The following is a 12,666-nucleotide window of genomic DNA, read 5'->3' on the forward strand; positions in this document are numbered from 1 at the left end:
AGGCCGCCACGCCGACCGTCAGGAGAGGCCGCCCGGCTCGGTGCCCTTGGCGATGGGGGCACGCACCAGGTTGCCCCACTCGGTCCAGGAGCCGTCGTAGTTGCGGACCTGCGGATAGCCGAGCAGGTGGTGCAGCACGAACCAGGTGTGGCTGGACCGCTCGCCGATCCGGCAGTACGCGATCACGTCGTCACCGGTCTCCAGCCCCAGCTCGTCCCGGTAGATCTTGGTGAGCTCGTCGGCCGGCTTGAAGGTGCCGTCCTCGTTGGCCGCCGACTTCCACGGCTTGCTGAGCGCACCGGGGATGTGCCCGCCGCGCAGCGCGCCCTCCTGCGGGTACGCCGCCATGTGGGTCAGCTCGCCGGTGTATTCCTGCGGGGAGCGCACGTCGACCAGCGGGCGCCCGCTGGAGATGTGGGCCATGACCTGGTCCCGGAACGCGCGCAGCGGACCGTCCTCGCGCTGCGGCACCGGATAGGTCGCCGCCGCCCGCTCGGTGCGGTCGCGGGTCAGCTCGCGGCCCTCGGCCACCCACTTCTGCCGGCCGCCGTCGAGCAGGCGCACGTCGCGGTGCCCGAAGAGGCTGAAGACCCAGAGGGCGTACGCCGCCCACCAGTTGAAGTTGTCGCCGTAGAACACGATCGTGTCGTCCCGGCCGATGCCCTTGGCCTCGCACATCGCGGCGAACGCGGCCGGGTCGAGATAGTCCCGGGTGAGCTGGTCGTTGAGCTCGAGGTGCCAGTCGACCTTGACCGCGCCGGGGATGTGGCCGCTCTCGTAGAGCAACACGTCCTCGTCGGACTCGACGACCACGAGTCCGGGGGTGTCCAGGTGGGCGGCGAGCCACTCGGTGGTGACCAGCTTGTCGGGGTGGGCGTACGCCTGCAGGGCCGGCGCCGGATCGTTCTCTACTGACATGTCACTCACGCTATCGCTTCGATGGGGCGCAGCTCGGGACGCTTAGCCGTCACGAGATCACCGGAGGAGGCGCCGGCGAGCCGCCGTTTGATCCAGGGTGCGAGGTGCTGCCCGGCCCAGCGCAGGTCGGCGCCGCGGGCCAGCAGCCACGGGGTGGGTGCCGGCATCGGCGGCACGAGCAGCCACTCATCGTCGACACCGACACCGAGGGCGTCGAGCACGTGCGCGGCGACCCGGCGGTGCCCGGCCGCGGACAGGTGCAGTCGGTCGGAGCTCCACAGCAGCGGATTGTGGAACGCGTCGTCGGCGAAGAGGTCGATCAGAATGGCGCCGTGCCGGTCGGCCAGCTCGCGGGCGCCGTCGTTGAGCGCGGCGGCCCGGGGCCCGACGATGCGCTGGCCGGGCAGGTGGGCGGTGACATCCGCGAACCGGAACAGGATCACGTCGGCACCGGCGGCCCGCAGCTGCGCGATGGCCGGGTCGATCTTGTGCACCAGGCCGTTCGCGTCGACCCGGCGGCGCAGGATGTCGTTGCCCCCGGCGGCGAAGCTCACTAGGCTCGGCCGCATGGCCAGGGCCGGGTCCAGCTGCTCGGCGAGGACCTGGCCGAGCACGTTGCCGCGGACGGCGAGGTTGGCGTAACCGAAGCCGGGGCCGGCGTCGACGGCGAGCCGGGCGGCCACCAGGTCGGCCCACCCGCGGTAGGTGCCGTCCGGGTACGAATCGTCCATGCCCTCGGTGAAGCTGTCGCCCAGCGCGACGAAGTTGTTCCAGCTCATGGCCCGTTTCCCCCGTTCCGTGGAGCCGCTTCAGTCAGTTTTGCACCGGCCCGGCCGCGCGTCAGCGTGACGCTGGCGACACCGGATAACCGGATGATTCCTGTCGGTGGTGGCTTCTAGGCTTCGTCGCATGCTGCTGCGGATGTCCACCATGCTGCTCAAGACCCTGCGCGAGGAGCCGGCCGAGGCGGAGGTGCCGAGTCACCGGCTGCTGCTGCGGGCCGGTTACATCCGGCGCTCGGCTCCGGGCGGCTACACGTGGCTGCCGCTCGGCAAGCTGGTGCTGGACCGGATCACCGCGATCGTCCGCGAGGAGATGGCAGCGATCGGCGGCCAGGAGGTGTCCTTCCCGGCCCTGCTCCCGCGCGAGCCTTACGACGTCACCGGCCGCTGGACCGAGTACGGCGACGACCTGTTCACCCTCAAGGACCGCCGCGGCGCCGACTTCCTGCTGGCGCCCACCCACGAGGAGATGTTCGCCCTGCTGGTGCAGGACATGACCAGCTCCTACCGGGACTTCCCGCTGATCCTCTTCCAGGTCCAGACCAAGTTCCGCGACGAGGCCCGCCCGCGCGCCGGTCTGCTGCGCGGCCGCGAGTTCCTGATGAAGGACGCGTATTCGTTCGACCTCTCCGACGCCGGCCTGGCCGAGTCGTACGCCCGGCACCGCGCGGCGTACCAGCGCATCTTCGACCGCCTCGGCCTCGACCACACCATCGTGTCCGCCATGTCCGGAGCGATGGGCGGCTCGGCCTCGGAGGAGTTCCTCGCCACATCCGAGGTGGGCGAGGACACCTTCGTGGCCTGCACCACCTGTGGCTACGCGGCCAACACCGAGGCCGTGGTGACCCCGGTGCCCGCTGTCCCCGAGCGCGAGCACCACCCGCTGACCGTCCATGACACTCCGGAGACCCCGACGATCGCCGCGCTCGTCGAGCTGGCCAACAAGCAGTCCCTCGACGGCCGCACCGACTGGACCGCGGCTGACACCCTCAAGAACGTGGTCGTCACCGTGCACCACCCCGGCCGGGAGGACAGCCTCCTGGTCATCGGCGTGCCGGGTGACCGCGAGGTCGACCTCAAGCGGCTGGACGCGGCCCTGAGCCCGGCGACCGCCACCATGTTCGACGACTTCGCCGCCCGGCCCGACCTGGTCAAGGGCTACATCGGCCCGCAGGGTCTCGAGCTGCGCTATCTCGCCGACCCCCGGGTAGCGCCCGGCACCGCCTGGCTCACCGGCGCCAACGAGCCCGGCCGGCACGCGACCTCGGTCGTCGCCGGCCGCGACTTCACCCCCTACGGCACGATCGAGGCGGCCGAGGTCCGCGCCGGCGACGGCTGCCCGGCCTGCGGCGAGGGCGAGCTGGCCATCCGGCGCGGCATCGAAATCGGGCACATCTTCCAGCTCGGCCGCCGCTACACCGACGTCTTCTCGGTCGACGTGCTCGGTGCGGACGGCAAGCCGGTGCGCCCGACCATGGGCAGCTACGGCATCGGGGTCTCCCGCGCGGTCGCCGCCGTCGCCGAGCAGCACCACGACGACCGCGGCCTGCTCTGGCCGGCCGAGGTCGCCCCGGCCGACGTGCACGTCATCGCGGCCGGCAAGGGCGGTCAGATCGACGCCGCCCTCACCCTGGCCGCAGAGCTGGAGGCCCAGGGCCTGCGGGTGCTGGTCGACGACCGGCCGCAGCTCTCGGCCGGCGTGAAGTTCACCGACGCCGAGCTGATCGGCATCCGGCGCATCGTGGTGGTCGGCCGCCGGCTGGCCGAGGGGTACGCCGAGTTCCGCGACCGCCGCACGGACGAGCGACACGACGTACCGATCGCCGACGTGGCGCGTGTAACGATCGGATAGCACGGGTACGGGCTGGGCACGAGTGACACGAGAACGGGGAGGTCACCACACATGGCGAGGACCACGGTCGCTGAGGTCATGACCAGGCGGGTGGTCTACCTGCCGGGCGACACCATGCTGGACGAGGCGGCGCAGGCGATGCGCGACCAGTCCATCGGCGACGTCGTGGTGACCGCGGGCCCGACCATCTCCGGGCTGGTCACCGATCGCGACATCGTGGTCCGGGCCATCGCCGACGGCCGGCCACCGAAGTCGACGACCCTGGCCTCGATCGCCACCCACGAGCTGATCATGATCGAGCAGTCGGCCGGGGTGGACGAGGCCGTCCAGGCGATGCGCGAGCGCGGCGTCCGCCGGCTGCTCGTCTGCGACGCGGACCGCAACGTGGTCGGCATCATCAGCCTCAGTGATCTGGCCCTCCTGCCGACCTCGGCCGCGGCCTGACCCCCTCGACGTAAGGTCGGATCCGTGAGCGACATGCCTGCCAAACTGGCCGAGATCGTGGACGACTTCGCCTCCGCGCCGCGCGACGTGGTGCTGGAGATGCTGCTGGAGTTCTCCGACGCGGTGCCCCCGCTGCCTGACTCCCTCGGCCATGAGGGCATGGAACAGGTGCCGGAATGCCAGACACAGTTCTTCCTGCGCGCCGAGGTGCAGCCCGACGACACGGTCCGCACCTACTTCGACTGCCCGCCCGAGGCGCCGACGACGCGAGCCTTCGCGGGCATCCTCGCCGAGGGCCTGGAGGGCGCGTCGACCAGCGAGATCCTGGCGGTGCCGGACGACCTCTACAACCGGATGGGGCTGGCCACGGCGATCAGTCCGCTGCGGATCCGCGGAGGCACGGCGATCCTCGGGCGGCTCAAGCGCCAGATCCGCGAGCAGTCCCCACCCGACCGCCCCGCCGCCGCCCTTGACCGGACTGAGCAATCTTGAACATAGAGATCTGGTACGACCTCGTCTGCCCCTGGTGCTACCTGGGCAAGCGCCGGCTGGAGGCGGTGCTGCTCGGTTTCCCCGGGGGCGCGTCGATGACCTTCCGGGCGTACCAGCTCGATCCTGCGCCGGTCCCGATGCCGGTACCGATCTGGCAGGCGATGACGGCCAAGGTCGGCAACCCGCGGCAGGTCGACCAGATGATCGCGCACGTGACGGAGGTCGTCCGCGGGGAGGGGCTGGCGCTCGACTACGAGCGGGCGGTGGCGGCCAACACGTTCGACGCGCACCGGCTGGTGGCCTGGGCGGCCGCGCAGGAGCTGCAGCTCAACATGATCGAGACCTTGCAGCACGCGCACTTCGCGCAGGGTGCCGACCTCGGCTCGCACGCCGTGCTGGCCCAGCTGGCCGGTTCGATCGGGCTGGACGCACGGGCGGCGTTCGCTTACCTGGCCACGCCGGCCGGCACGGATGCGGTGAACGCCGATCTGGCCGAGGCTCGCGAGCTGGGGATCACCGGCGTGCCGACCTACGTGGTCGACCGGAGGTTCGTCATCCAGGGCGCGCAGGAGCCGGCGGCCCTGCGTTCGGCGCTGGAGGAGATCGCCCGGCGAGAGGCCGTCGACTCCCCTCGATGAGCCGTCCGTGCTTCACCGCTCACCCTTTTCACCGCTCACCCTGTCACCGCTCACTGTTTCACGTGAAACGCTATTGATCGTTGTGGATGGGGCGGATCATGGCGATTCGGAGCTCAGGGTCCAGGCCGTGTTCGGCTTCCTCGATCATCAGCGCCCGTAGCTCGGGGCCTTGCTCGGCGCCCGGCAGCACGGTGAAGCCGAGCCGCTCGTAGTACGGGCCGTTCCACTGCACATCGCGGAAGGTCGTCAGGGTGAGGGCGGGCAGGCCCTGGCTTGCGGCCCAGCGCTCGAGGTGGTCGATGAGAGCGCGGCCGATCCGCTGATGGGCGTGGTCGGGATGGACACTGACCTGCTCGATGTGTGCCCTGCCGTCGATCCGCTTGACCAGGATGAAGGCGATCGGCTGGTCGGAGTCGTCGACAGCCACCCAGGAGAGACCGGCGCGCTGGTAGGCGGTCAGGACCTCGATGGTGGGATCCGGGTCATCGGCGATGGCGCTCATGCCGATGGCGCGGAAGAGCTCACCGGCGGCATGCTCGATTCGCTGGATGACGGCCAGGTCGGCGGGCCGGGTCGGCCGGATCTGTATCACGCCTCCGACCGAACCAGGACCGCGCCGGCCGGTCCACCCAATTCTTCGCCCGGTCAACGCTCATCGACCACCCAGCGCGCCACGATCACGACTCGGCCCGATCTCGCGGGCGGACCCCGTCGACCACTCTGCGCGCCCGGATCACCCCGCGACCAAATCTCGCGGCCGCGCCGTCGACCACGCAGCGCGCCCGGAGCACATCGCGGTCAGATCTCGCGGGCGAGCCCGTCGACCACCCGGTCAGATCTCGCGGCCGCGCCGTCGACCACCCAGCGCGCTCGGAGCACGTCGCGGTCAGATCTCGCGGGCGAGTCCGTCGATCACCTCGGCGCCGGGCAGCGCCCCCAGCGCCGGCCCCGCAATCGCGATCTTGCTGTGCCGCACCCCGGACCCGATGATCACGTGCGGTGTCGCGACCACCCGCGCGTCGACCAGCACCGGCCACGACTGCGGCAGCCCGATCGGCGTGATGCCCCCGTACTCCATGCCCGTGAGCCGCACCGCGTCGTCCATCGGCGCGAAGCTCGCCTTGCGCACGTCGAGGTGCCGGCGCACGATCCCGTTCACGTCGGCGCGGGTGGTCGCCAGGACCACGCAGGCCGCGTACCGGGTGATCTCACCGCGGCGGCCCGCCACGATCACGCAGTTGGCCGACTCCCCGAGCGTCACGCCGTACGCCTCGCAGAAAGCGGCCGTGTCGGCCAGGTCCGCGTCGATGGGCGCGACCAGCACCTGGTCCCCGTCGATGGGTGCCTCCGCCGGCCACACCTCCAGCGCGGCTGCGACCGGCGCCGCGAGCAGGTCGAGCCGGGACATCGCGGGTTCGAGCTTCAGGGTTCCGATCACGTCGGACATCCTCCCCCGAACCGCCCTCGGATAACCAGGAAGTCACCCCGCTCCTCAGGCCGGGCGAGATCTTGCCGACTGTCAGTGGGTGTGGAGGAGAGACGCAGCGCACGGGTCGGGACCGTCAGTGGTCTCGCTCTGCTGGCCGGCGGCACGGCCGTCGCGGCGGTGGCCGGCGGCGCCCACTCCGTCTTCGCCACCGTGCTGCTCGGCCTGCTCGCTTGCGGGATGGGCCACGCGCTCCTGACGGAGATCCAGCGGCAGGCGCGCCGCCGCAGCGCCGGCGGCTGGGCCGCCCAGGACACGATCAACACGGCGTTGCTCGCCTGCTGGGCGGTGGGTGCGCTGAGCATGACGCTCCTGGCCGTCGCGCCGATCATGGTCCGGGCCGTGGGTGCCCTGCTGACTCTGGGGTACGCGCTGAGCTGCGCCTACTTCGTCCTCGAACGCCGCCGCACGATCACGTCGCCGGCCCCGGAGACCGCAGCCGCCGACCAGTAGCCGGGGTCAGTCCACCGGCAGCGCGACGATCATCGGCGGGATCGGCAGGCCGGGCCCGTCCGGGCGTACGTCGGGCAGCGGCACCCAGTCCAGCCCGACCGGCAGCGGACCACCGACGTGCGCCCCGAGCTGCGGCTCACCGTCCGCCACGGTCACCGCGAACACCGACGTCATCCCCGACGGGTACGGCGTGTCCAGCAGGTACCGCGCTTCCTTGACCACCAGGCCGACCTCTTCGAGCACCTCACGGCGTACCGCATCCTCGGCGGTCTCGCCGGGGTCGATGCCGCCGCCGGGCAGCGTCCACCATTCCCGGTTGCCGTCCCGCAGGCTGCGCTCGTGCACCATCAATACCCGGCCGTCCCGCACGATGATGGCCGCGGCTCGCTTCCGTCCACTCACGAATGAAGGCTAACTGTCAGACCGTGGCCGCATGGTCACGGGCATCCGGCCAGGATGCCTGTCTCCCGGCCCTGTCGACCCCTCCGACCGGCGCTTTCTCAGGGCCGGCCGAGCCGGGCACCACCCAACGTGGCAACGGTCACATCGATGCACCCAACCACTCCCTACGGGTCGGCGGCATGTGGCTGGTGCCGTCACGGTGCGCCCGTACGCACAGCACCTGGTTGACCCCGATCCGCGCCTGCTCGAACGACATCGCCGAAGCCGCCATGTACAACCGCCAGACCCGGGCCCGTCCCGCCCCCACCAGCCGTACGGCCGTCGACCAGTTCGCTTCCAGGTTGGCCATCCACGCCCGCAATGTCCGCGCGTAGTGCTCGCGCAACGCCTGCACGTCCCGCACCTCGAAGCCGGCTTCCTCCAGCAGCGACACCGTCGTCCCCACCGGCGCCAGCTCCCCGTCCGGGAACACGTACGCGTCGATGAAGGAGCGCCGCTTCCGTTCCGCCGGGGGTGCCGGGTGCAGGGCCGCGATCTGGTGGTTGAGCAGCCGTCCGCCCGGCTTGAGCTGCCGGAACAGGATGGCGGCGTACTCGGCGTACGGGCCGGTGCCGACGTGCTCGGCCATGCCCACACTGGAGACGGCGTCGAACGGGCCGTCGTCGACGTCGCGGTAGTCCTGGATCCGGATCTCGACGTGCGCGGTGAGTCCGGCCTCGGCCACCTGCTTGCGGGCGTGGTCGGCCTGCTCCGCCGACAGTGTGATGCCGACGACGTCGACGCCGTACTCGCGGGCCGCGTGCAGCGCGAGCCCACCCCAGCCGCAGCCGACGTCCAGCAGCCGCATGCCCGGTCTGAGTTCCAGCTTGCGGCAGATCAGGTCGAGCTTGTCGCGCTGCGCGTCGGCCAGCTGGTAGCCGGCGTCCGTGCTGGTCCAGTAGGCGCAGGAGTAGACCATCGTCTCGCCGAGGACGAGCCGGTAGAAGTCGTTGCCGACGTCGTAGTGGTGGCTGATCGCCTGACGGTCGCGGCCCCGGCTGTGCCGCGAGCCGCGCATCGCGATCTCCTCCGGCGGCGGCTTGGGCTGCGGTCCGAGCAGACCCAGGCGTACGAGCTCAGCGGCGACGGCACGTTTGGGCAGCCCGTGGACGTCGGCACCGCGGAAGATCAGCGCGGCGAGCCGGCCGAGGGCGTCGTACAGGTCACCCTCCACGTCGAGGTCGCCGGACACGTACGCCCGGGCCAGGCCGAGCTCGTCGGGCCGCCAGATCAGCCGGCGGAGGGCCCGTCTGTTGCGGATGATCAGGATCGGCGTACCCGTGGGGCTGGTCTCTGATCCGTCCCAGGCGCGGAGGCGGACCGGCAAGGGCGACTGCAGCAGGTTTTCCAGCAGTTCGCGCAGCTGGGCGGCGGTGGAAGAAGGCATCGAACCTCCCGGATGCCGACAGGATCTTAGTAGAGCTAACTATTCACCCGGCAACCTCCGGCCAGAAGAGGCTGTGACGCACGAGTCAGTCAGACGCTGCGCAGCACCCGCTCGAATTTCTCCGGCGGCATCGACCGGGCGTGGTCCCGGCGGCTCTCGGCGAACGCCGCCACCACCGCCCGCCGTTCGCTCTCGGGCAGAATCCCGGCGAACGGCGACGTCTCCCGGAGCTCGATGGCGTAGGCGGCCGACGAGGTCAGCGCCTCCAGCACCGCTTCGACCCCCTGGTCCAGCACGGCGTCCCACCGGTCCAGCCACTCCCACGCCCGGCCCTCGGGATGGATCCGCCGCAGCCGTCGCAGGTTGATCGCGGCGGCGGCCAGCACCGCCCGGGGATTGCGGACCAGCCGGCCGGCGACGGCCCGGTGCAGCCACAGCGTCTCGAGCTGGTCCCGATCCATCCGCGGCTGGATCAGGGCCTCGACGTCGCAGCGGCGGATGCGCCGCCGCGAGCTGATCGTCACGTACGGCAGCAGCCCCCGCAGGCAGAGGTCAACCACATGCGCCCGCGACGAACGCAGCAGCACAGCCGCCTCGCCAGTCGTCATCCACTCTCGTGTGCGCATCGTCACACGTGGATATTGACCGGGAGCACCGACCCACCGCAACAACCGAACGGCTCTTGACTCTTTCACGAGGCAGCCGCTTGCGGTGGGAGCGTCACGAATGGATCGGGCGGCGCTCGGCGCACAGCCCGTAAACTTCGCCAGATGATCGTGCGGATGGCCGGTGCGGCGGATGTGGCAGCACTGGCGGAACTGCGTGAGCTCGGACCGGACGAAGTCGGGCCATTCGCCGGCTGGATGACAGCCCACGCTGAGACGCACCTGCCGTTCGTCGCCGAGGTCGACGGGTCCGTGGTCGGCAGCGCCTGGCTGCACGTCGCGGAACGGGTCCCCGGTCACGAGTCGCAGAACCGCTGGTACGGCGACGTCCAGTCGGTCATGGTCCGCGAGGAACACCGCAACCAGGGCATCGGCGCCGCGCTGATGACCGCGATCCTGGCCGAGGCCGTACGCCGGAAGCTGGAGCACGTGACCGTCCACTCAGGCCGCCGCGCAGTCGACTTCTACCTGCGCAACGGCTTCAGCCACCACCGCCAGATCCTCATCTGGGAGCCGCCTTCGTAGCCCGGACGAGAGGTGACCGGAGAAGGTCGCCGGGACAGTGGAGTCGTGGGATGACCAGATCGAGGGCCCCGCGCGAGCAGTCGGGATGCCATGATCGCCTCGTGTCGCTATGGGACCTCGTCTGGCGCTTCGGAATTCCGCTCGTCGTGGTCGGCGGCGCCGCGTTCGCTGTCTATGTCGGCCTCTCCGACCCGCCCGACACCTTCTCCCGGCCACGCGGCTGGCAGTGGGCCTGGCCGGGGATCTGGCTCATGATGGCCGGCGACGCGGCATTCGGCGAAAACCGGTGGTGGTTCGAGCGCGCCTGGAAGGGCACGACCGCGCTGCTCTTCGCCGTGGCCGTGACAGCCGCCGTCTGGCGCCACCACCGATGGCGAAAGCGCGTGCGGAGTGCAGAAGGGTCGCCCCCACTCCAGTGATCTGCGGGAAGCCCGATGGACGCTCCCACGTCTGTGTGCTCGGATCACAGAATGCGATTCGACCTGGAGACGAAGGCCTCGCCCGGGCAGGTGCGCCGCGCTACACGTCGAGTGGGACAGCACGGGAGCCCGCATCTCGCAGCGGCCGCTGCTGTTCCTGCTGCATCACAGCCCGATGGGTCGGATGATCTCGCGGATGTGGGCCTCGGCCCTGGACGGCTACGCCCGGGCCGATCTGGCGGGCTGAGGCTTCCCGAGCTGGCCGCAGGTCGCCCCCGGCACGGCCCCGGAGGCTCTGCCCGCCGGAGGCGACGCCCCTAGGCTGCCCGTGAGCGCTCCTGAGGGTTGGAGCTGACGACAAGAAGGGGCAGGCATCGAGATGTCCGACCGTCTCAGTGGCGCTACGCGGCTGTTTCCGATCATCGGTGATCCGATCAGGTACGTCGAGTCCCCGACACGCCTCACCCGCACGTTCGCACAGCGGGACCACAATGGCCTCTGTGTCCCGATGCAGGTGCCGGCCGGGGATCTCGACGTCGTCATGGCGGGTCTCACGGCGGCGCTGAACGTGGACGGCATCCTCGTCACCATGCCGCACAAGTTCACCGCCTTCGCGCACTGCGCCACGAGTTCTGAACGCGCCAGGATGCTCGGCGTGGTGAGCGTCATTCGCCGCAATCCGGATGGGACCTGGCACGGCGACATGCTCGACGGACTCGCGTTCGTGAAGGCCCAGCGCGACCATGGGGCTCAGCTGGAGGGGGCGAGGGTGCTCCTCGTCGGAGCGGGAGGCGCCGGCAGCGCGATCGCCATCGCTCTGCTGGAGGCGGGGGTCGGTGAGCTCGTCATCCATGACGCCGACGAGTCGCGGGTCGCCACACTGCTGAAGCTCGTCGACGATCTCGGCCGGGGCCGGGTGAGCGCCGGGCCGCCGGATCCCACCGGCTGCGATGTCGTGTGCAACGCGACCCCGTTGGGCATGGACGACGGCGACCCCCTTCCCGTCGATCCGGCGTTGTTGACCTCAGCCATGTTCGTGGGTGATGTGATCGCCGGGCACGGCGTGACGCCGTTCCTCGCGGCCGCGCAGGCCGCAGGGTGCAGGACGGCCAACGGCGGACACATGGTCGAAGCGGCACAAGACGTCATGGCCGACTTCCTGCTGCTGACAGCAGACGCCGCTGAGGGTTGATGCGGCCAGCTGGCCGAAGGAACAGAGCGGCTATCACGCACTGCGTCAGGCGATTGTGGTGGAGCCCAGGGGACTTGAACCCCTAACCCCCGCCTTGCAAAGGCGGTGCTCTGCCAGTTGAGCTAGGGCCCCCGGTAGGTGGGGCTTCAGCGCAGGTCGGGCGCCGTCGTCGCCTCGTGCCAGAGGGCGCGCTCGTCGCTGGAGGCCTTGACCCTCTTGACGACCAGGGCCGCCGCGCCGACGACGCCGGCAACGATCAGGAGCTTCTTCAGCATGGCTGGATCCCCTTACATCTGCGGCGGGAGGTGGTGCTTGGTGGGGCTAGCTGGAATCGAACCAGCGACCTCAGAGTTATCAGCTCTGCGCTCTAACCGACTGAGCTATAGCCCCGTGACAGCGACACGAAGATTACCGTACCCCGTGGCGCTACCCAAAATTGGGGGCGGCCGCCGTGCCGGACACGGCGGCCGCTACCACGATCGGGGTGGATCAGTCGCGCTCGGCGAGCGTCAGCTCGACGCCGCCGACCAGGTCGGCGCACACGTTGTAGATGAACGCGCCCAGCGTGGCCAGTGCGGTGAAGAGCACCACGTTGACCGCGCCGATCAGCATCGACGTGCCGATGACGCCCCAGGCGGTGATGCGGAAGCCGCCGCCGGCCGTCGCGGCCTCGGTGCCGCCGCCGGTGGTGTTCACCAGGCTCTGCAGGCTGTTGTTGACCGTCTGCCAGACGCCCATGGCGTCGAGCGAGAGGTACAGCACCGAGGTGGCCACGACCACGACGATGAACAGGACCACGGACACGGCGAAGGCGAACTTCATCACGGACCAGGGGTCGATCCGCTTGAGGTTCAGCCGGGCCCGGCGCGGGCCACGCGCCGCGGCCGACGTCACCGTCGAGCGCGCGGAACGGACCGCCTCGGAGACCCGGGCGGCACCGACAGCGGCGGAACCGCTGGCGGCCGCGTTGCC

General features: G+C 70.6%; 17 protein-coding genes and 2 tRNA genes. 8 read left to right on the forward strand and 11 right to left on the reverse strand.

From position 1 onward, the window contains the following. Positions 1–18: 18 nt before the first annotated feature. Together AB0C29_RS02715 and AB0C29_RS02720 are read right to left on the reverse strand one after the other, a co-directional pair. Positions 19–918: a sulfurtransferase gene (locus AB0C29_RS02715; RefSeq protein ID WP_360814300.1), complete on the reverse strand. Its 900-nt coding sequence runs from the start codon at positions 916–918 to the stop codon at positions 19–21. A 5-nt stretch (positions 919–923) separates the two neighbouring features. Beyond that, positions 924–1,697 carry an SGNH/GDSL hydrolase family protein gene (locus AB0C29_RS02720; protein WP_360814301.1) on the reverse strand — a complete coding sequence of 258 codons (774 nt, stop codon included), beginning with the start codon at positions 1,695–1,697 and terminating at the stop codon, positions 924–926. A 130-nt stretch (positions 1,698–1,827) separates the two neighbouring features. On the opposite strand from AB0C29_RS02720, the gene AB0C29_RS02725 reads away from it, so the two are divergent. From AB0C29_RS02725 to AB0C29_RS02740, 4 genes are read left to right on the forward strand one after another with little or no spacing between them, the layout of a single operon-like run. Further along, the gene (locus tag AB0C29_RS02725; RefSeq protein WP_360814303.1) at positions 1,828–3,552 is read left to right on the forward strand and encodes a proline--tRNA ligase; all 1,725 of its coding nucleotides are present in this window, start codon (positions 1,828–1,830) and stop codon (positions 3,550–3,552) included. A gap of 51 nt (positions 3,553–3,603) precedes the next feature. Further along, positions 3,604–3,996 (forward strand): CBS domain-containing protein, encoded by a 393-nt coding sequence (locus AB0C29_RS02730; protein WP_360546719.1) that lies wholly within the window; start codon positions 3,604–3,606, stop codon positions 3,994–3,996. A gap of 24 nt (positions 3,997–4,020) precedes the next feature. Then, positions 4,021–4,488, forward strand: coding sequence for a SufE family protein (locus AB0C29_RS02735; protein WP_360814305.1), 468 nt, complete (start codon positions 4,021–4,023; stop codon positions 4,486–4,488). Further along, a complete protein-coding gene (locus AB0C29_RS02740; RefSeq protein WP_360814307.1) occupies positions 4,485–5,126 on the forward strand; it encodes a DsbA family oxidoreductase in 642 nt (213 codons plus the stop codon). Before AB0C29_RS02735 ends, AB0C29_RS02740 begins: the two co-directional genes overlap by 4 nt. Positions 5,127–5,196: 70 nt before the next feature. On the opposite strand, the gene AB0C29_RS02745 is transcribed toward AB0C29_RS02740, so the two are convergent. Both AB0C29_RS02745 and AB0C29_RS02750 read right to left on the reverse strand, forming a co-directional pair. After that, entirely contained in the window at positions 5,197–5,718 is a 522-nt protein-coding gene (locus tag AB0C29_RS02745) for a GNAT family N-acetyltransferase (RefSeq protein WP_360814309.1), read from the reverse strand. Positions 5,719–6,012: 294 nt separating this feature from the next. After that, entirely contained in the window at positions 6,013–6,573 is a 561-nt protein-coding gene (locus tag AB0C29_RS02750; RefSeq protein ID WP_360546714.1) for a YbaK/EbsC family protein, read from the reverse strand. Between the two features lie 81 nt (positions 6,574–6,654). Between AB0C29_RS02750 and AB0C29_RS02755 the strand changes: the two genes are divergently transcribed. Beyond that, positions 6,655–7,065 (forward strand): hypothetical protein, encoded by a 411-nt coding sequence (locus tag AB0C29_RS02755; RefSeq protein WP_360814311.1) that lies wholly within the window; start codon positions 6,655–6,657, stop codon positions 7,063–7,065. Between the two features lie 6 nt (positions 7,066–7,071). Here the strand turns inward: AB0C29_RS02755 and AB0C29_RS02760 are convergent, their stop codons facing one another. The 3 genes from AB0C29_RS02760 to AB0C29_RS02770 all read right to left on the reverse strand — a co-directional run bounded on the left by AB0C29_RS02760 (position 7,072) and on the right by AB0C29_RS02770 (position 9,501). Further along, positions 7,072–7,467 carry an NUDIX hydrolase gene (locus AB0C29_RS02760; protein WP_360814312.1) on the reverse strand — a complete coding sequence of 132 codons (396 nt, stop codon included), beginning with the start codon at positions 7,465–7,467 and terminating at the stop codon, positions 7,072–7,074. A 139-nt stretch (positions 7,468–7,606) separates the two neighbouring features. Beyond that, entirely contained in the window at positions 7,607–8,893 is a 1,287-nt protein-coding gene (locus tag AB0C29_RS02765; RefSeq protein ID WP_360814314.1) for a cyclopropane-fatty-acyl-phospholipid synthase family protein, read from the reverse strand. 89 nt (positions 8,894–8,982) lie between these two features. After that, positions 8,983–9,501 (reverse strand): helix-turn-helix domain-containing protein, encoded by a 519-nt coding sequence (locus tag AB0C29_RS02770; protein WP_360814316.1) that lies wholly within the window; start codon positions 9,499–9,501, stop codon positions 8,983–8,985. A 162-nt stretch (positions 9,502–9,663) separates the two neighbouring features. Here AB0C29_RS02770 and AB0C29_RS02775 point away from each other — a divergent pair, with 162 nt between their 5' ends. From AB0C29_RS02775 to AB0C29_RS02785, 3 genes are all read left to right on the forward strand, one after another. After that, the gene (locus AB0C29_RS02775; RefSeq protein ID WP_360814318.1) at positions 9,664–10,083 is read left to right on the forward strand and encodes a GNAT family N-acetyltransferase; all 420 of its coding nucleotides are present in this window, start codon (positions 9,664–9,666) and stop codon (positions 10,081–10,083) included. 101 nt (positions 10,084–10,184) lie between these two features. Beyond that, a complete protein-coding gene (locus tag AB0C29_RS02780; RefSeq protein ID WP_360814320.1) occupies positions 10,185–10,502 on the forward strand; it encodes a hypothetical protein in 318 nt (105 codons plus the stop codon). Positions 10,503–10,881: 379 nt separating this feature from the next. Next, a complete protein-coding gene (locus AB0C29_RS02785) occupies positions 10,882–11,694 on the forward strand; it encodes a ThiF family adenylyltransferase (RefSeq protein WP_360814322.1) in 813 nt (270 codons plus the stop codon). A gap of 56 nt (positions 11,695–11,750) precedes the next feature. On the opposite strand, the gene AB0C29_RS02790 is transcribed toward AB0C29_RS02785, so the two are convergent. The 4 genes from AB0C29_RS02790 to AB0C29_RS02805 form a co-directional block, all read right to left on the reverse strand. After that, positions 11,751–11,826, reverse strand: a tRNA-Ala gene (locus AB0C29_RS02790). 14 nt (positions 11,827–11,840) lie between these two features. Beyond that, entirely contained in the window at positions 11,841–11,969 is a 129-nt protein-coding gene (locus AB0C29_RS02795) for a DLW-39 family protein (protein WP_360546700.1), read from the reverse strand. 38 nt (positions 11,970–12,007) lie between these two features. Continuing rightward, positions 12,008–12,084 (reverse strand) — tRNA-Ile (locus tag AB0C29_RS02800). Positions 12,085–12,183: 99 nt separating this feature from the next. Then, a partial coding sequence (locus AB0C29_RS02805) for a DUF3566 domain-containing protein (RefSeq protein ID WP_360814324.1) occupies positions 12,184–12,666 on the reverse strand: 483 nt, incomplete at its 5' end.

Origin of the sequence: Actinoplanes sp. NPDC048791 (assembly GCF_040650095.1) — a bacterium.
Classification (GTDB): Bacteria; Actinomycetota; Actinomycetes; order Mycobacteriales; family Micromonosporaceae; genus Actinoplanes.